At 57.4% G+C, this 17,747-nt stretch carries 14 protein-coding genes and 1 tRNA gene; 10 read left to right on the forward strand and 5 right to left on the reverse strand.

All coding sequences use genetic code 11. The features are described 5' to 3' along the window. The first annotated feature begins 191 nt into the window (after positions 1 to 191). The 8 genes from carA (at position 192) to GH975_RS01945 (ending at position 10,951) form a co-directional block, all read left to right on the forward strand. Entirely contained in the window at positions 192 to 1,334 is a 1,143-nt protein-coding gene (carA, locus tag GH975_RS01910) for a glutamine-hydrolyzing carbamoyl-phosphate synthase small subunit (RefSeq protein ID WP_153712889.1), read from the forward strand. Further along, the gene (gene carB / locus GH975_RS01915; RefSeq protein ID WP_153712890.1) at positions 1,334 to 4,546 is read left to right on the forward strand and encodes a carbamoyl-phosphate synthase large subunit; all 3,213 of its coding nucleotides are present in this window, start codon (positions 1,334 to 1,336) and stop codon (positions 4,544 to 4,546) included. The genes carA and carB overlap by 1 nt, the downstream gene beginning before the upstream one ends. Continuing rightward, on the forward strand, positions 4,546 to 5,343 hold the full coding sequence (gene dapB, locus GH975_RS01920; protein WP_153712891.1) for a 4-hydroxy-tetrahydrodipicolinate reductase: 798 nt from the start codon (positions 4,546 to 4,548) through the stop codon (positions 5,341 to 5,343). The genes carB and dapB overlap by 1 nt, the downstream gene beginning before the upstream one ends. A 92-nt stretch (positions 5,344 to 5,435) precedes the next feature. Continuing rightward, entirely contained in the window at positions 5,436 to 6,011 is a 576-nt protein-coding gene (locus GH975_RS01925; protein ID WP_211365824.1) for an FMN-dependent NADH-azoreductase, read from the forward strand. A 113-nt stretch (positions 6,012 to 6,124) separates the two neighbouring features. Continuing rightward, entirely contained in the window at positions 6,125 to 6,583 is a 459-nt protein-coding gene (locus tag GH975_RS01930) for a hypothetical protein (RefSeq protein WP_153712893.1), read from the forward strand. Then, complete coding sequence (locus GH975_RS01935; RefSeq protein WP_153712894.1) at positions 6,583 to 7,230, forward strand: hypothetical protein; 648 nt, start codon at positions 6,583 to 6,585, stop codon at positions 7,228 to 7,230. Before GH975_RS01930 ends, GH975_RS01935 begins: the two co-directional genes overlap by 1 nt. Continuing rightward, positions 7,217 to 9,337 (forward strand): putative bifunctional diguanylate cyclase/phosphodiesterase, encoded by a 2,121-nt coding sequence (locus GH975_RS01940; RefSeq protein WP_153712895.1) that lies wholly within the window; start codon positions 7,217 to 7,219, stop codon positions 9,335 to 9,337. Before GH975_RS01935 ends, GH975_RS01940 begins: the two co-directional genes overlap by 14 nt. A 933-nt stretch (positions 9,338 to 10,270) precedes the next feature. After that, positions 10,271 to 10,951 carry a haloacid dehalogenase type II gene (locus GH975_RS01945; RefSeq protein WP_153712896.1) on the forward strand — a complete coding sequence of 227 codons (681 nt, stop codon included), beginning with the start codon at positions 10,271 to 10,273 and terminating at the stop codon, positions 10,949 to 10,951. A 511-nt stretch (positions 10,952 to 11,462) separates the two neighbouring features. On the opposite strand, the gene GH975_RS01950 is transcribed toward GH975_RS01945, so the two are convergent. Continuing rightward, complete coding sequence (locus GH975_RS01950; protein WP_153712897.1) at positions 11,463 to 12,623, reverse strand: DUF6538 domain-containing protein; 1,161 nt, start codon at positions 12,621 to 12,623, stop codon at positions 11,463 to 11,465. A 200-nt stretch (positions 12,624 to 12,823) separates the two neighbouring features. Further along, positions 12,824 to 12,900 (reverse strand) — tRNA-Arg (locus GH975_RS01955). Between the two features lie 79 nt (positions 12,901 to 12,979). Between GH975_RS01955 and GH975_RS01960 the strand changes: the two genes are divergently transcribed. After that, a complete protein-coding gene (locus GH975_RS01960) occupies positions 12,980 to 13,897 on the forward strand; it encodes a nucleoside hydrolase (protein ID WP_153712898.1) in 918 nt (305 codons plus the stop codon). Here the strand turns inward: GH975_RS01960 and GH975_RS01965 are convergent. After that, positions 13,880 to 14,089, reverse strand: coding sequence for a hypothetical protein (locus tag GH975_RS01965; protein ID WP_153712899.1), 210 nt, complete (start codon positions 14,087 to 14,089; stop codon positions 13,880 to 13,882). The two genes, GH975_RS01960 and GH975_RS01965, sit on opposite strands and share 18 nt — an antisense overlap. A 182-nt stretch (positions 14,090 to 14,271) precedes the next feature. Here GH975_RS01965 and GH975_RS01970 point away from each other — a divergent pair, with 182 nt between their 5' ends. Then, complete coding sequence (locus GH975_RS01970; RefSeq protein ID WP_153712900.1) at positions 14,272 to 14,688, forward strand: c-type cytochrome; 417 nt, start codon at positions 14,272 to 14,274, stop codon at positions 14,686 to 14,688. 64 nt (positions 14,689 to 14,752) lie between these two features. On the opposite strand, the gene GH975_RS01975 is transcribed toward GH975_RS01970, so the two are convergent. Then, entirely contained in the window at positions 14,753 to 15,526 is a 774-nt protein-coding gene (locus GH975_RS01975) for a glycoside hydrolase family 3 protein (RefSeq protein ID WP_153712901.1), read from the reverse strand. Further along, the gene (locus GH975_RS01980) at positions 15,523 to 17,664 is read right to left on the reverse strand and encodes a UvrD-helicase domain-containing protein (protein ID WP_153712902.1); all 2,142 of its coding nucleotides are present in this window, start codon (positions 17,662 to 17,664) and stop codon (positions 15,523 to 15,525) included. Before GH975_RS01980 ends, GH975_RS01975 begins: the two co-directional genes overlap by 4 nt. Positions 17,665 to 17,747: the final 83 nt, after the last annotated feature.

Here is a 17,747-nt window from a genome sequence, read left to right on the forward strand (position 1 = left end):
TCAAGAGAGTTTCAATAGTTGAGTTAAGAAAAACCGCCGAGTTCGCACTTTTGTGCCGGGTTTCGATGGCACTAAAGGGAAGGCTGAGGTAGAATGCGGCCGTTTTGTGTGGCGCTCGCCCGCAACTACCTAGGCCATTTTGCGATCCACGAAATGGCCGGGTTAATTGGCTTAACTGTCGGAGCTTTTCATTGACTGAAATTGGTTGCTTGGTACTGGAAGACGGAAGCGTCTTTCACGGGAGCGCACTAGGCGCACACGGCGAATCTATCGGGGAAGTGGTGTTCAACACCGCGATGACCGGTTACCAAGAGATTCTGACCGATCCATCCTATTGTAAGCAGATGGTCACGCTGACCTATCCGCATATCGGCAACACCGGCGTTAACAGCGAGGACGAAGAGTCCGAGAAAGTCTGGGCGGCGGGTCTGATTGTCCGTGAACTGTCGCCACTGGTCAGCAGCTACCGTTCCCAGGGTGACCTTAATAGCTACATGCGCGATCGCAACGTGGTCGGTATTCACGATATCGATACACGCCGGCTGACGCGCTTGCTGCGCGACAAGGGCGCCCAGCGCGGTGTCATCCTGTCCGGTGATGCATTGGCGGCGGCCGGTGATGATCTGGTCGGCTATGCGCTGGGTCGAATCGCGACCTTCGCCGGTCTGGCCGGGTTGGATCTGGCGCGTGTCGTCAGCACCCAAGCCAGCTACCAATGGCATGAAGGCACCTGGGAAAATCTTAAAGGCTTTCCGACCATTACCGACAGACGCTTTAACGTCGTGGCCTATGACTTTGGCGTTAAGCGCAACATTTTGCGTTTGCTGGCCGAGCGCGGCTGTGACTTGACGGTGGTGCCGGCACAAACTCCGGCCGCCGAGGTATTGGCAATGAGCCCCGATGGCGTGTTCCTGTCGAACGGCCCGGGCGATCCGGAACCCTGCACCTATGCCATCGAGGCGGTTAAAGCGATCATTGCTGCCGGCGTGCCGGTGTTTGGCATTTGCTTGGGCCACCAGATTCTGTCGCTGGCCTCGGGTGCTAAAACGATGAAGATGAAAACTGGCCACCACGGTGCTAACCACCCGGTTAAGCATGAAGCCGGTGAGCGCGTTTTCATTACCAGCCAAAACCATGGATTTGCGGTTGACGACTCGGCACTGCCGGACGTGCTGACCGTGACCCACCGCAGTTTGTTTGACGGCACGGTCCAGGGCGTTCGACGCACCGACGTTAAAGCCTTTGGCTTTCAAGGCCACCCCGAAGCCAGCCCAGGACCGCACGATATCGTGACCCTGTTTGACCAATTCATCGCAGACATGGAGGCCGTGTAGTGCCGAAACGTACGGACTTAAAAAGCATTCTGATTATTGGCGCGGGCCCGATCATCATCGGCCAGGCCTGTGAGTTCGACTATTCCGGTGCCCAGGCCTGTAAGGCGCTGCGCGAGGAGGGTTACCGCGTCATTTTGGTCAACTCGAACCCGGCCACCATCATGACCGATCCGACCATGGCCGACGCGACCTACATCGAGCCGATCAACTGGAAGACGTTGGAACGCATCATCGACAAAGAGCGCCCCGACGCAATTTTGCCGACCATGGGCGGCCAGACTGCACTGAATACCGCGCTGGACTTGGCGGCCAACGGGGTGTTGGAAAAATACAATGTCGAGTTGATCGGTGCCAGCGTCGACGCCATCGACAAGGCCGAAGACCGCGACCGCTTTGACAAGGCCATGCGGGCTATCGGCCTTGAATGCCCGAAATCACGCATCGCGCACAGCATGGACGAGGCATTGGCCGCGGTTGAGCTGCTGGGTTACCCCAGCATCATCCGGCCGTCGTTTACGCTCGGCGGATCCGGCGGCGGTGTCGCCTACAACCGCGAAGAGTTTGAGGAAATCTGTGCCCGCGGCTTGGACTTGTCACCGACCAACGAGCTGTTGATCGACGAGTCGCTGTTGGGCTGGAAAGAGTACGAAATGGAAGTCGTGCGTGACCGCAACGACAACTGCATCATTGTGTGCGCGATCGAAAATTTCGATCCCATGGGCGTTCACACCGGTGACTCCGTCACGGTAGCCCCGGCCCAGACCCTGACTGACAAAGAATACCAAGTCATGCGCGACGCCAGCATCGCCGTATTGCGCGAAATCGGTGTTGAAACGGGTGGGTCAAACGTCCAGTTCGGTATGAACCCGGCGGACGGTCGCTTGGTCGTCATCGAGATGAACCCGCGCGTGTCGCGCTCGTCCGCACTGGCGTCCAAGGCCACGGGCTTCCCGATTGCGAAAGTCGCCGCCAAGTTGGCGGTGGGTTACACGTTGGACGAGTTGGACAACGAAATCACCGGTGGCGCGACCCCGGCCAGTTTCGAGCCGACCATCGACTATGTTGTGACCAAAATTCCGCGCTTTACCTTTGAAAAATTCCCGCAGGCCAAGCCGGTCCTGACTACGCAGATGAAATCGGTCGGCGAAGTCATGGCGATTGGCCGCAACTTCCAAGAATCGATGCAAAAAGCGTTGCGCGGTCTTGAAGTCGGCGTCAACGGCTTTGACTCGTTCTGGGAAGAAGGGCGCACCACCGACGAGCTGCGTGGGCTTTTGAGCGAGCCGGGTCCGGACCGTGTCTGGCACATCGGTGACGCCTTCCGCCAGGGCTTTAGCCTGGAAGACGTGTACAACCTGACTAAAATTGATCGCTGGTTCTTGGTCCAGATCCAAGAGATTATCAGTATCGAAGGCGGCCTGGGCTCCAAAGCCCTGTCTGCAATTGATGCGCTGGAAATGCGGGCGCTCAAGCGCAAAGGCTTCAGCGACAAACGCCTGGCTGATTTGTTGGGCGTCAGCCAGCGCGAAGTGCGCCGCCGCCGTCACAGCCAAGACGTGCGTCCGGTCTACAAGCGCGTCGACACCTGTGCCGCGGAATTTGACGCGTCGACGGCCTACATGTACTCCACGTACGACGAAGAATGCGAAGCCAACCCGACCGACCGTGACAAAATCATGGTCTTGGGTGGCGGTCCGAACCGCATCGGTCAGGGCATCGAGTTTGACTATTGCTGTGTTCACGCGGCCCTCGCCATGCGCGAAGACGGCTACGAAACCATCATGGTTAACTGTAACCCTGAAACCGTATCGACCGACTACGACACCTCGGATCGCCTGTATTTCGAGCCGCTGACGCTCGAAGACGTGCTCGAAATCGTCGACATTGAAAAACCTAAAGGCGTGATCATTCAGTTCGGCGGCCAGACCCCGCTGAAATTGGCCCGTGCATTGGCCGACGAAGGTGTACCGATCATTGGTACCTCACCGGAAGCGATCGACCGTGCCGAAGACCGCGAACGTTTCCAGCAAATGGTCGAACGCTTGAAGCTGCGTCAACCGCCCAATGCGATTGCACGCTCGACCCAAGAAGGCGTGCTGCTGGCCAAAGACATCGGCTTCCCCTTGGTCGTCCGCCCGTCCTACGTGTTGGGTGGCCGTGCCATGGAGATTGTCTATTCCAGCGCCGACCTCGAACGCTACTTAAAAGACGCGGTGGTCGCCAGCGACGACAGCCCTGTGTTGTTGGATCGGTTCCTGGACCAAGCGATCGAAGTTGACGTGGACTGTGTCAGTGACGGCCATCAAGTGGTCATCGGCGCGATCATGCAACACATTGAACAGGCAGGCGTGCACTCGGGTGACTCGGCCTGTTCGCTGCCGCCCTACAGTTTGGCGGCACATATCCAAGACGAGATCCGTGATCAGGTCAAACGCATGGCGGTTGAGTTGGGCGTGATTGGTTTGATGAACGTGCAAATGGCGGTTCAGGGCGAGGACATCTTTGTCATCGAAGTGAACCCGCGTGCATCGCGCACCGTGCCCTTTGTGTCCAAGGCGATTGGGCCGAGTTTGGCCAAAATTGCGGCCCGCTGCATGGCCGGTCAAAGCCTCGAATCCCAGGGCTTTACCCAGGAAATCATTCCGCCGTATTACTGCGTCAAAGAAGCGGTCTTCCCGTTTGCCAAGTTCCAGGGCGTTGACCCGATCTTGGGGCCGGAAATGAAGTCAACTGGCGAAGTCATGGGCGTCGGCGAGAGCTTTGACGAAGCCTTTGCCAAAGCCACTGCCGGAGCCGGCGAAGTGGTGCCGAGCGAGGGCCGTGCGTTCGTCAGTGTTCGTGATGGCGATAAGCCGGGTGCGGTAGAGCTGGCACGCAAGCTCAAGTCGATTGGTTTTGCGGTCTGTGCGACCCGCGGCACTGCCGCTGCGATGGCCGCAGCTGGGGTCGAAGTCGAGTTGGTCAACAAGGTTAACGAAGGCCGTCCGCACATTGTCGACATGCTGAAATCCGACCAAATCCAGTTCGTGGTCAACACCACTGAAGGCCGTCAGGCGATCAACGACAGCGCCCAAATCCGGCGCGCGGCACTGGGCAACAAGGTTTGCTACACCACGACCTTGCAGGGCGGCGAAGCCTTGGTTCGTGGTTTGGTGTTCGGCGAAGAGCGCGAAGTGCGCTCGTTGCAGTCGCTGTACGCGCGCTCGCTGTAATGGCCGTCGCGATTCCGGGCATCATGGGCCGCATGGGCAAAGTATTAGCCCAAGCGATTCACGAGCATGATGCGCTGACGCTGGCGGGGGGCACCGTGCGCCCGGGTTCGGAATTCGTCGGCCAAGACGCCGGTGCGCTGATTTTGGGGCGTCGATGTGATGCGCCGATCGCAGCCTCGTTGTCTGATTTGTCCAGCGTATCTGGGCTGATCGATTTCACCACGCCGGAGCTGCTGCAATCGCACCTGGACTGGTGTGTGTCGGCGCATGTGCCTGCGGTGATCGGGACGACCGGGTTAAATGCGGAGCAAAAGGCCGCGATTGGTGCCGCTGCGACCCAGATTGCGGTGGTGTTTGCGCCGAACATGAGTGTCGGTGTCAACGTCATGTTGCAATTGTTGCGAGTGGCGGCTGAGTTGGTCGGCGAGCACTCGGATATCGAAGTCATCGAAGCCCACCACCGCCACAAAAAAGACGCCCCATCCGGCACCGCCGTGCGCATCGGCGAAGTGTTGGCCGACAGCATGGGCTGGGATTTGGATGACGTGGCGGTTTACGGTCGTGAAGGCATCACGGGCGAGCGTCCGCATCGCCAAATCGGTTTCGAAACCATCCGTGCCGGTGATGTGTTTGGTGACCACACGGTGTTGTTCGCCGCCGATGGTGAACGCTTAGAAATCACCCACAAGGCCTCCAGTAGGATGACCTTTGCGACCGGGGCGGTGCGCGCCATGGCCTGGGTACAGGGCAAACCGCCTGGGTTGTACGGCATGGACGACGTGATCGGCTTGGATTGATGCCATCTCGGCACGGCTGATTGCCGGCTGGGCGCCTTTCGGGCGCCCCGAGCGCTGACTAGACTTGGCGCAACCAAATTAGGAGAGTCCCTGTGAACGTATTATTAGTCAATTCGTCAGCCCGCGCTGAAGCCTCAACCTCACGTCAAATTGTTGCCAAAGTGGGCGAGCAGTTCGCTGCCAGCGGTGCACAGTTGGTGTCGCGCGATTTAGCGCACAGTTTGCCGCACGTGAACGAGGCGTGGGTCCAGTCCGGCTTTACCGACCCCAATGACTGGACCGACGCGATGCGTGACGCCGCCGGCGTGTCGTCGCAAATCGTCGACGAAGTGATGGCCGCCGACGTGCTGGTGCTGGGCGTGCCTATTTACAACTTTGGCGTGCCTGCCGCATTCAAAGCTTGGGTTGACCAGGTCTGCCGTGCCGGCCGCACGTTCCGCTATACCGAAAACGGCCCCGAAGGGCTGCTGAAAGGTAAGCGCGCCATTGTGGTGGTCAGTTCGGGCGGCGTGCCAATCGACAGCCCTGTTGATTTTGCGACCCCGCACGTGCGCCAGGTGCTTAACTTCATCGGCATCACGGACATCCAAGTGATCGGTGCCGACGGCCAGATGACTGGCGAGGGCAAGGTTGAGGCGGCGCTGGAGCAGGCAGCAGCGGTCGCATAGTACCTTAGGGCTAGGAATCTAAGCCGGGTCCTCGAACCCGGCTTTTTGTTTTTGGACAACCTAGGGTTGCGGTACTAGTCTGTGAACAACGTCACATTTTGGATCAAATCACGATGAAACTTATCTTTGCCCTGTGTCTTTCGTTGGCGAGTTTGGCGGCATCCGCCACTAGCTTGACCATTATTTCCAAAGATGGTGTTCGTGACGTGGTTGAAACAGCCGTATTGGCCGAACGTTTTCCCGGTCAGGCCTTTACCACCACCAACCCCTGGGTGCCGACGCCAGTCGAATACGCTGGCATTGATCTGGCCGCATTGCTGACCGCCTATGGATTGGACGATGTCCCGGTGCGCTTGGGTGCGGTTGATAACTACTCGGTGATCATGCAGCCGGGCGAGTTGGCCGGGTTGAAGCAAAGCGTGCTGGCGATTAGCAAAGACGGCGTGCCGCTGAGTCGGCGCGATTTTGGTCCTGCTTGGCTGATGGTGAATTTTGACGCTTACCCTGAAATTAATGTCGAACGCACGCGCAACCTAAGCGTCTGGCAACTCAACGAGATCAGTGCCGAGTAATGCGCGCCTTGCCGCTGCGGGTCTATATCGGCTGTTTGCTGGTGGTCTTGGGGGTCGTGGTCGCCGGTGTATCGCATTGGATGTTGCAACAGCGCCTGTTAGCTCAGTCCGGCAGCATGGCGGCCGAACGGTCCGGCGAACTGTATTTGAGCTCGCTGAAAAGCGAGGTCGAGGTCAGCCGCATGGCCACCGCGATTTCGGCCATGCGAATATTCCCCAGTCAGCCTAATTTCCATAGGCTGGGCGAAGCCTTAGATGTGATTTTTTCCCGCCATCGGCTGGCAACCTTGTCCTTTTCCAGCGACGGCTGGGTCGGCAGTGAGGCCATGAGCTATACGTTGAGCCAAGCGGAACGCGTTATGGAGCGCTTAGATGCTGAGTTAGCCGTCGAGTCCTTGGATTTGTCCGCCGCGTGGCGCTCACAAGCCGAGTTGGCGGTCTTGTTTAACGAAGTCAGTCGCCTTTCGCTTGAGCGGCACAGCCGCGTCAAACGCGACCTTGTGCGCGAAACCGAGCGTTTTTCACAGAAGTGTTCGAGTTTTATTATTTTGGCCTTGGGGTCGGTAGTGGTTGGACTGCTGCTGTTGGGCACCTTGATTGCCGGCAGGGTACGTACCGATGCGGTAGGCGATCATGAGTTGGTATAACCGCCTGACGGTGCGCGTCTGCGCACTGTTGTTTGCGCTCTTGGTACTGGTGTTTGGGTTGTTTGGCTTTTTCGTCGACAACTCCCTGAGTTCGCAAGAGCCGAACCTTCAAGAATACCTCGATGAAGGGCGCACACTGACGCTGGCGAATGAGTCGGCGCGTTCGACTTTAGACATCGTCACAGTCAACGCGTTGGTCATTGCGGATGCGTTTGAGGCCGGCGGGTTGCCCGCCTTGGAACGCGTAGTCGCCTCGATTGCGAGTGATCCATGGATTCGGCAGGTTAGTGTTTATGGCACCGAGGGCGAAGTGCTGGCCGAAACTCGCCCGACCAGCAAAGACTACTCGCTGGATTTCGATGTCAGTTCGGCGTTCCGTCGCACCCAGGTGCCGCTGTTTCGGGTCGGTGATGATGGACGTGATGTCAGCGCCTGGGCACCGGTGTGGGGCGACGACGCTAACTTGGGGGCGGTCTATATCAACCGGGTCGTGCGCGATCATTCGTTTATCGCTGACACTCTGGACGAACAGGTGATGCAGGTTTGGAAAGACCTGTCGGCGACACTGCTAAACGGTTTGACCCGTGGCGGCGGCTTGGCGCTGTTGGTAACCATGCTGGCGGTGGTTCAGTTATCACGTGAAATTAGTCGGCCGTATCGCCGCTTAGAGGCCGCGTTTGATAGTTTGGGCAGCGGCCGTCGTGTGCGATTGCGCACGACCGAGGGCCCAGCCGAAGCGCGTCGACTGTCGGACCGTTTCAACCACATGGCGGGCGCGCTTGAAACTGCCAATGACAAAGTGCGTGAACTGGCGTTCACCGACGGTGTAACCGGTCTGCCGAACCGTGCGGCGGTGATGGAGCGACTGGAGCGGCTGTTGTCGGATCAGTCAGAGGCGGCGCTGTTATTCGTTGACTTAGATGATTTCAAGCGTGTTAACGATGTGTTTGGTCATGAAGTCGGGGACATTACCTTGTCGGCCGTAGCGGATCGATTGCGCGGGATACTGCGCCAAAACACCCGCGGCGGCCGCCCTATGGATATGGTCGCGCGATTGGGCGGGGATGAATTTGTGGTGTTGATAACCCCGCCGCCATCGGCGAGTGATTTGGGTGCGATTGCGGATCGCTTGATCAAATCAGTGTGTGCCGTGATCGAAATTGAAAACCGCGATATTTTTGTCGGTGCCAGCGTCGGCATTGCGATCGCGCCGCATCAAGGCACGCGGGCCGACACCTTGCTGCGCCATGCGGACATGGCGATGTATGAAGCCAAAAGCCACGGCAAGCGCCAGTATTCGGTGTTCGACAAGGGTTTGGAAACCGATGTCCGCCGTATGGCGCTGGTTGAAACGCATTTGCGAACGGCGGTGGAAAACGGTGAGTTGCGCGTGGAATATCAGCCGATTATGGACGGTAGCCTGCGTCGTGCCGGCTACGAGGCGTTGGTTCGTTGGACCAGCCCGACCTTGGGCCCTATTTCACCCGGTGAGTTCATTCCGGTCGCCGAAGCTTACGGCATGATTGAAGCGATCGATTTGTGGATCGCCCAGACTGCGATCAATGAGATGGCCAGTTATGTGGATGAGGCCGGGTTTGCGCCGTTTTTGTCCCTCAACATGAGTGGGCATCACTTTGTCGCCGGGACCTTTACCAAAGAGTTACTGGGCGTCGTAGCCGAGTCGGGCATCGAGCCGTCACGGTTGCACGTCGAAATCACCGAGGCCGCAATTTTGCAAGACGAGTCGATTGCTTTGGGCATCGTTCGCCATATACGTGGCGCCGGCGTCAAAGTGTTTTTGGACGACTTCGGCACGGGCTATTCCAGCCTGTCACACCTGGCCAATTTCGATTTGGACGGGATCAAAATCGATGTCAGCTTTGTGCGTGGCATCCCGGATAATCCAGGCTCGGTCAGCTTGACGGCCGGACTGATCGCGTTGGCGCACAACCTCGAACTAGAGGTCGTTGCGGAAGGCGTCGAAATGCCGGTTCAGGCTGAGTTTTTGTTGGGTGAAGGCTGTGATTACCTGCAAGGGTGGTTGTACGCCAAGGCGGCGCCATTGCCGCGTCATCAATCCGGACGCGGCACTCTGGTTGAGGCCTAGCGAAAGGGAATTCGAGGGCCATGGGTCCGAGCCTTTGAACGCCAACATTTATAATGTTGGCCGGCATTGTGTCGATAAGCGCCCAGCGAGTCCGCAGGACGAGATGATTGGCGCACGTGCGTAGCGCCCGACAGACTGCAAAGTCACTTCACAGCCGTCTAAAGGCACCATCGGGCCATGTCAGCCCCCAAGAATCAAAGACTTACACAGCTTCAGTTCACTAACAAGGGAGCAGGATTGTCTACAGTTTCTACAACACTGCCTGTGCAGGCTCTACAGGGCTATGCAGCCCTTCTCACCAACATAGCCCCTAGAGCTGCTATATGCCCTTTATTAGCTCGATATGACAGGGTATGAATGTGTTTAAGATAGGCTCTAAAGGCTCATATAGAGGCTCTATGAAGCTCACAGAGGGCTGTTTAGCATACCTAGACGCTATAGGGGGCGGGGGGGGATTAGTCGCAATGGATTATTACTGTACCTGCCCAGATACATCAGAAGGCTATTCTGAACCCTAGCAGCTCGTCTGTGACGCTAGTGTGAGAGACTGAATAGGTGCTTTAAGGTAAAGGGATTTACTGAGCAGGTATAGTTGCCATCACTACAACAGTGGGACTGCTCTGGTGTATGGATTCAAGGAATAAAAGGGGTCGGTACTAGTACGTATATATACTAGAGATGACCCCCAATGCTAATTCTCAGGTGTTCGGTTCAAGGGCGAAGTCCGCAACATCTTGCAGCGATGAGCCAATCCGGTGCGGATTGACGCCCAAAACGGCCAGAAGTGAGTTATCGGGTTTGGTGCTGAATCAAAAACCATCAACTAAAATGCAGCGGGTCTTGCCAGAATTCGATTAAGCTTGCTTGTCCGGGAGAAATCGAGATGGATCTTTTATCCAAGAGAACTAAACTAACATGACAGAGGACAAATAAGTGCCCCTAAAAGCCATCGCATTCGACGCCTATGGAACCCTATTCGATGTCTATTCGGTAAGTTCCCTGGTCGAAGATCTGTTCCCCGGAAAAGGCCCACAACTGGCCACTATTTGGCGCGACAAACAAATCGAATACACCCGCTTGCGCACCCTGTGCGACAAATACGCAGACTTCTGGCAGGTAACAGGCGACGCACTGGATTATGCCTGTGCGGCACTTGGCCTCGAACTGACACCTGGCTCACGGGACCGCCTGATGGGTCAATACGCCGAGCTTTCGGCATTTCCCGAGAACGCTGAGCAATTGCTGCGCCTCAAGAACGCCGGGATCACCTTGTCGATACTGTCAAACGGAACGCCATGGATGCTTGATCAAGCCATCAAGGCCTCCGGGCTTGAGGGATATTTCGAGCATGTATTAAGCGTCGATGCCGTAAAACGTTTCAAGACGGCGCCTGAAGCGTATCAAATGGGACCGGATGCTTTGGGCTGTGATGCGAAAGAAATCCTGTTCGTTTCTTCGAACTGCTGGGACATCTGTGGAGCAACGTGGTTCGGCTACCGCACCATCTGGCTCAATCGATACGGGCTGCCGCTGGACCGCTTGGGCGTCAATCCGCACCGGATTGGCTCATCGCTGCAAGATGTTGCGGACTTCGCCCTTGAACCGAACACCTGAGAATTAGCATTGGGGGTCATCTCTAGTATATATACGTACTAGTACCGACCCCTTTTATTCCTTGAATCCATACACCAGAGCAGTCCCACTGTTGTAGTGATGGCAACTATACCTGCTCAGTAAATCCCTTTACCTTAAAGCACCTATTCAGTCTCTCACACTAGCGTCACAGACGAGCTGCTAGGGTTCAGAATAGCCTTCTGATGTATCTGGGCAGGTACTAACGATATCAAAGTCCGCTTCAGCCCCCTCCCGGTGTACCTAACGATCCCTGATGCGAATTCGGCAGCGGCAATAAAAACGCCAAGCGCCAGCATTCTTGGGGCAGTAGTCAAACCAGTAGACAAACCTGTGCCGTTGATAGTGAACCGAAGCTGTGTAAGTCTCTGATTGTTCGTAGACGTAGGCGATTTTTGGTGCCTTGGGTAGGCATCATTGGTTGTCGGGCGCGCCAGCTTAGATTTCATAAGTCTCGCAAGCACCTGATTCGTCTGCATAACTCACCCAAGACTCAGGTGGCAGTAGACGGCGGTTGTCCAACCAGCGCCCGCTCCAGTTGGCAATGAGTGAGTTCTAAGTCGTATCCATCCCCGTAACCTTGTCCGATGCTTTGGACCGCCCATCCACCGAGCTGATCAATCATATCCACGGGTGTGCTGATGGCTCGAAGACGATCACGAAAGCTGTGTCGAAAAGCGTGGAGTACGCAATCATTGCCGGCTACCTGCTTCACCCATTTATTTAGTGCGGCAGACGCTGAGTTGCTGTTGCAAGTTGTTGGTCCTGTATACCTTGGAAAACAGTAATCGCTGGGTGTTTCCATGATGCGCTGAACGGCCCGCAGAGCTACTCCAACAAGCGGTATTGACCTGCTGCTGGTGGGCGTCTTTAGCGGTCTCCAAGGGTGGTTGCAGACGCTTACAAACGGTACCGGGCCATCGAGTCTGATGTCTGTTTTATGCAGGCCGACAGCCTCAGCAAGTCGAAGGCCTGTATCGCTAATCAGTGCCACAAGGTGCCGAAGGTCGTCGTCCACATGAAGGCACTCACGCTGGATCTTCCGTATGTCATTTAACCCAATAGCGTGACGCTTTTTGGCATCGGATGGCGGTATGTAGATGCCGTTGAATGGATTCTTAATACTCAAGCCCAGTTCGCTGATGGCGAAGTTGGCAATCGCTTTTACTGACGAAAACACTCGGGATACCGACGATGTGCTCAGACCCTGTTCTTGTATTAGCCAGCCTCGGAATTGCGTTGCATCAGCCGTGCTGTACTTATCCAAACTCTTTACGCCTGTCGCTTTGTTCAAATAGGCAACGTTGCGGCGAGCGGACTGATAGAAAAGGGCACTGCGGCCAACACCTTTCGTATCCAAGTACAACGATAGGGCGTCTTCCATCGTCGGCATGCCAGCCGTGACCGATAGTGAGTCATTGAGAAGATGCGAAGCAGGGACATCCAAGTCCTTGATCCTGAGCTTTAACCAGTAGTCTTCTAACTTGGCCAATACGGCTTTCGATGATTGTAATGCATGTATGCGAGTCTTCGTTTTCAGGCATAGGACAATGCGTCGCTTGGCGTAGTAGTGACGAAGATCTGAGGGGACTTGCTTGCTGAAGTAGTAAACACCGGATTTGAGGTAGGTGTACTTCGGATTTGTATACTGCATTGTCTACTGCCACCTGAGTATAGGGTGAGTTATGCAGACGAATCAGGTGCTCGCGAGGCTTATGAAATCTAAGCTGGCGCGCCCGACAGGGTGAAAAGGGAATTCGAGGACCATGGGTCCGAGCCTTTGAACGCCAACATTTATAATGTTGGCCGGCATTGTGTCGATAAGTGCCCAGCGAGTCCGTAGGACGAGATGATTGGCGCGCCCGACAGGAATCGAACCTGTGACCTTCGGCTTCGGAGGCCGACACTCTATCCAGCTGAGCTACGGGCGCGGTGCCGGCGCAGTATAGCGAATGGCGTGGACATTGCTAGTTGCGGTATGTTGTTCGATTGGCTTTGGAGAACCCCAACATGACCGCCCCTTGGATTTTAGATACGGACCCCGGCATCGACGATGCATTGGCGTACGCCTACCTGTTGGGCTGCGATGACGTTGAACTGCTCGGGCTTAGCTGTGTATTCGGTAACGCTTCGGTTGAACGCACGGCACGCAACGCGCTGCAGCTGCGTCAAATGATGGGGCAACAGCATTGGGTGGCTGCGGGGGCGGCGGTTCCAATGGTCCAGCCGCCACGACCACCGGCGGATTTCGTCCACGGCGTGGAAGGACTGGGTGGTGTCGATTTGCCGCGGCCGACTCAGGCGCCGTCGGCGGATGCGGTTGAACGAATGATCGCCGAGATTCGGTCGGCGCCAAAGGCGGTGGTATTGGCGGCGGTCGGGCCACTGACCAACCTAGCGTTGGCGCTGGATCGGGCGCCGGATATTGTCGAGCGTGTCGCCAGTGTCGTGATCATGGGGGGTACTTTGGATGCCCGTGGCAACGTCAGTCCGTGGGCCGAAGCGAATATATGGAACGACCCGCATGCCGCCCAGCGGGTATTGCAGGCCGGCTGGCCGGTTACCTTGGTTGGGCTGGACATCACCTTGCGTATTCAGCTGACCGAACATGACTTTGAGGTGCTTGGTGCCAGTGCGCCGGCTGGCGTTCTTAAGGCGGCAGCCCACAGCTACATCGACTTTTATCGGTCGCAAGGGTTTGACGGTTGTCAGTTGCATGACCCAGCCGCGGTGATTGCGCAGCGCTTACCCGCGTTGTTCGAGTTTGAGACTGTCGGTTTGGATGTGGTGCTGGAAGGCGAGCGGGTAGGTCAAGTGATCCGCGCGCCTGAGCAACCCCGTGTGCGGGTTGCCGTTGGCGGCGATATCGCGGGGATCAAAGCCGAATTTTTTCGTGGTGCGTGCGCCGGATTAGGTCTTGCTAAATAAGGACTTGGCCATGCCCATTAAGGCCGATGTGTCGGCCGGCTTGTCACCACTGACTAAGCTGAGCAGGGCCTCGGCATCCATTGAGGTCAGCTGTTCAATCGCTTTAACGACCAGTGCCTCCGGCTCTATGCCGACTTTTGCGGCCAGGGTATGCAGCTGTGAAGTCAGTTGCTCGGGTATTTGAATGTCCATGATACGTCCTCGGTTGGTTGGCCAATTAGGCTGTGCTAATCAGAACCGTAGCGCTATTGCCCTAATCTAGTACTGAGGCTTTGGGTGTGGACTGGTTCGCGGGTATCGATTGGTGAGGCGCTTGTGGCTATACTGCGCTCACGAAATTTTTTGGGGCCAGACGGCCAATCAGAGGACTGCAGATGATTAAGACAATTTTTGGGTTTTTAGCCGCCGCTGTGATCTCGCTGAGCGCCTATGCCTTGACCGCCAAAGACCAGGCCATCGTGGATCGCATCGGCCATACCGCCTCGGTTTGCGTCGCGGGCGACCCCTGTGCCGGCACCGGCGGTGCTGCTGCCGTCACGGTCGCCAGTGCGGCGCGCGCGGGTGATGCGGTCTACAACGCCGGTTGTGCGGCTTGTCATGCATCGGGCGCCGCGGGCGCACCTAAGACAGGCGACGCCGCCGCATGGTCAGCACGCGTTGATCAGGGCGTGGATACCTTGGTCAGCCATGCCTATAACGGCTACAACGCGATGCCGGCCAAAGGCCTGTGCGCGGACTGCTCGGAAGACGAGATCCGTAACGCCGTTGATTACATGCTGTCACAGCTGTAACCCAACAGCGGATCAAAAACAGCCGGCACTGTTCGCAGTTGGCCGGCTTTTTTGTGCGCCGGCGTTAGTTTCCCAACCCAGCAAGTTCGTCGGTCAAGGCGGCTCGGTCCAGCGGCCGTGACGGTTTGGGCTGCGGCATCGGGCGTGTCAGTTCGGGGATGTCCCCCAGCTCGCTGGCGTCACACAGCGCCCAATCACAACCCGCCATGATGGCCGCGCGGCCCTTGCCAATGACCACCCCGCTGTAGCCGGTGACCGTATCGGCCCAGGTCAGGGCGTGTGCGGAGTGTTCCAGCGGGCTGGAGTCGATAGCGCGATAAATGTGTTCCGATGCCAGCACGAACGGCGCCATCGGGCCCAACTCGCGCACCGGCCGTGTTGCGTCAAGTATCAAGTCGCCGGGCGAAAGCTCGATCGCCCCCTGACCGTGCAGCCCCGCGGGATGACCCGGGTAGGGCGTCAGCATCGGCATGACCCCAGACGCGGTCAGTCCCATGGCCCAGGCCCGCCCCAGCGCAACCACCGCGTCGGCATCGTCGGACAGTCCGCCGAGCGCGACGTCGGGCCCCAATACCAAGTTAATTCCAATCTCGGTGCAGGCTTGGCCGCACAAGGCACCGGCGATCCAAGCCGAGCGAATGCCTGCTTGGCGTGACTGTCGGTAGCGTCGACCCAGTTCGCTCGGTGCCACGGGCTTTGCCAACAGCGCGGGGTCAATCGCGATCCAGGGTGCGGGCGCTGGGCTGACTGGGGGCGCGGCGTGGGTTAGCAAAACCCCCGCGCACGGCGGCCCGATGTAGGGCTGGCGTGGGTCGTGTCGGACTAATGCGCGTTTCATGAATCCCCCGATAGGCTGGCGCGTAAGCTGGCGAATACCGATTCGCCCATGGCGCGGTTTTGTTCCGGGCTGACCGGGTCTCGGCCCTCCCAATGACGGTGCTCTTCGGGCAGCTCATCCAGAAAACGCGACGGCGAGGTCTCGATTTTTTCACCGCCCATGCGCCGGGCTTTACAATAAGTTAGGGTCAATTCGCGCATGGCACGGGTGACGCCAACGTAGGCCAGTCGCCGCTCCTCCTCGACCGTGTCCGCTTCGATGCTGCCGCGGTGCGGCAAGATGTTTTCTTCGCAACCAATTACGGTCACAAACGGGAATTCCAAACCCTTGGCGGCGTGCAAGGTCGCCAGTTGGACGCGGTCGCTGTCGTCCTCTTCTTCCTGGCGCTCCAGTAAGTCGCGCAACACCAGTTTACGGATGGCGGCCTCGACGGCGGTCTCGTCGGCGGCTTCGCTGTCGTCCTCGTCGCCCTCCAATTCGACCAGGGTGTCTTCTTCGGGGTCGCGCGCGATGTCTTTGCGAATGGCGTCGATCAAAAACTGGAAGTTTTGGACCCGGCGCTCGCCCTGGGCTTCCGAGCTGGATTCCTGGCGCAGGTGGTCTTCGTACCCGATCTCGACAAACAGCTCCATAATGGCGCGCAACCCGTTGCCCTCGTCCAGCGCTTGGCGTTTCTCCCAGATCATCTCGGAAAAGTTACGCAATCGCTCCAGCTGAGCGTCTTTGAGCTTGCTTTGAATGCCCAGCTCGTCAATGCACGCGAGCATGGGCTTTTCGCGATCCATGGCGTACCGGCCAAGGCCCTCGAGGGTGGCAATGCCGATGCCGCGGCGCGGCGTATTGACCACGCGCAGTAAGGCATTGTCATCGTCCGGGTTAAGCAGCAAGCGAAGGTAGCTCATGGCGTCGCGCACTTCGGCGCGGGCAAAGAAGCTGGTGCCGCCGGTCATTTTGTAGGGAATTTTGAAGCGTTGCAGTGCCATTTCCAGCGGTCGCGCTTGGTGGTTTGAGCGGTACAGCACTGCGTAGTCGCGGTATTTTTGTTTGGTTCGAAGCCGGTGGTCCAGTATCGAGCCGGCGACGCGTTCAGCTTCGGCTTCTTCGTTGGCACAGGCCAAAATGCGGATGTCGTCGCCTTCGCCCTTGTCCGACCACAGGGTTTTCTCGTGTTCGTGGGGGTTGTTAGCAATCAGGGTGTTGGCGGATTTTAGAATGCCGTTGGTCGAGCGGTAGTTTTGCTCGAGTTTGACGACTTTTAAACTGGGGTAATCGTTGCTCAGCTCGAACAGGTTTTCCGGGCGCGCGCCACGCCAGGCATAAATGGATTGGTCATCGTCGCCGACCACCGTCAGCGCCTCGCGCGGGCCGACCAACTGTTTGACCAACCGGTATTGGGCGCCGTTGGTGTCCTGATATTCGTCCACCAATAAATGTCGGATCTTATTTTGCCAGCGCGTACGGATGACCTCGTCGTTTTCCAGCAACCAGGTCGGCAAGGCAATCAGGTCGTCAAAGTCGACGCTGTTGCAAGCACGCATATAGCGCTGGACCTTTTCGTAGATGTTGGCGAACTGAACGTCTTCTTCGGTTTCCGCGAAGGACAGCGCTTGGGCTGGTGACACTAGATCGTTTTTCCATTCGCCCATGCGGTGTTGGACGCGTTTAGCTAAGTCCTTGTCGCCCTCGTTGGTCGCCATCATTAGGTCGGTTATGACGTTTAGCACATCCTCGCCGTCCAAAATCGAGAAGCCACTTTTCATGTTCAGAGCGCGCGCTTCGCGGCGGATGAAGTTGAGTCCAAAACTGTGAAAAGTGCCGACGCTGAGACCGCGGCCTTCGCCTTTTTCGAGTAGCCCGTCGACCCGCTCTTTCATTTCGCGAGCGGCCTTGTTGGTAAAGGTCACGGCATAGATTTTGCTGGCCGGGTACTCCAAGGTTTGAATCAGATAGGCGATCTTGCGTGTGATCACGCTGGTCTTGCCTGAGCCGGCGCCCGCCAACACCAGAAGCGGGCTGCCAGTGTGTTTGACGGCTTCGCGTTGACGCGGATTTAGGCTTGATAGATTCAACGGGCTCTCCTTAGCGGGGCGGAAGTTTAGCACCGCTGGGCTGCTGTGGCGTGGTCGTTGTCTGCCCATTGGCGTCAGTGAAGCGTTATAGGCTCGCGACTTTTACAGGCACAGTTTGTGCGTTGCCCCTCATTTGAAATTCCGGTCATGGC

The sequence above is a fragment of the Litorivicinus lipolyticus genome (assembly GCF_009650135.1).
Lineage (GTDB): Bacteria > Pseudomonadota > Gammaproteobacteria > Pseudomonadales > Litorivicinaceae > Litorivicinus > Litorivicinus lipolyticus.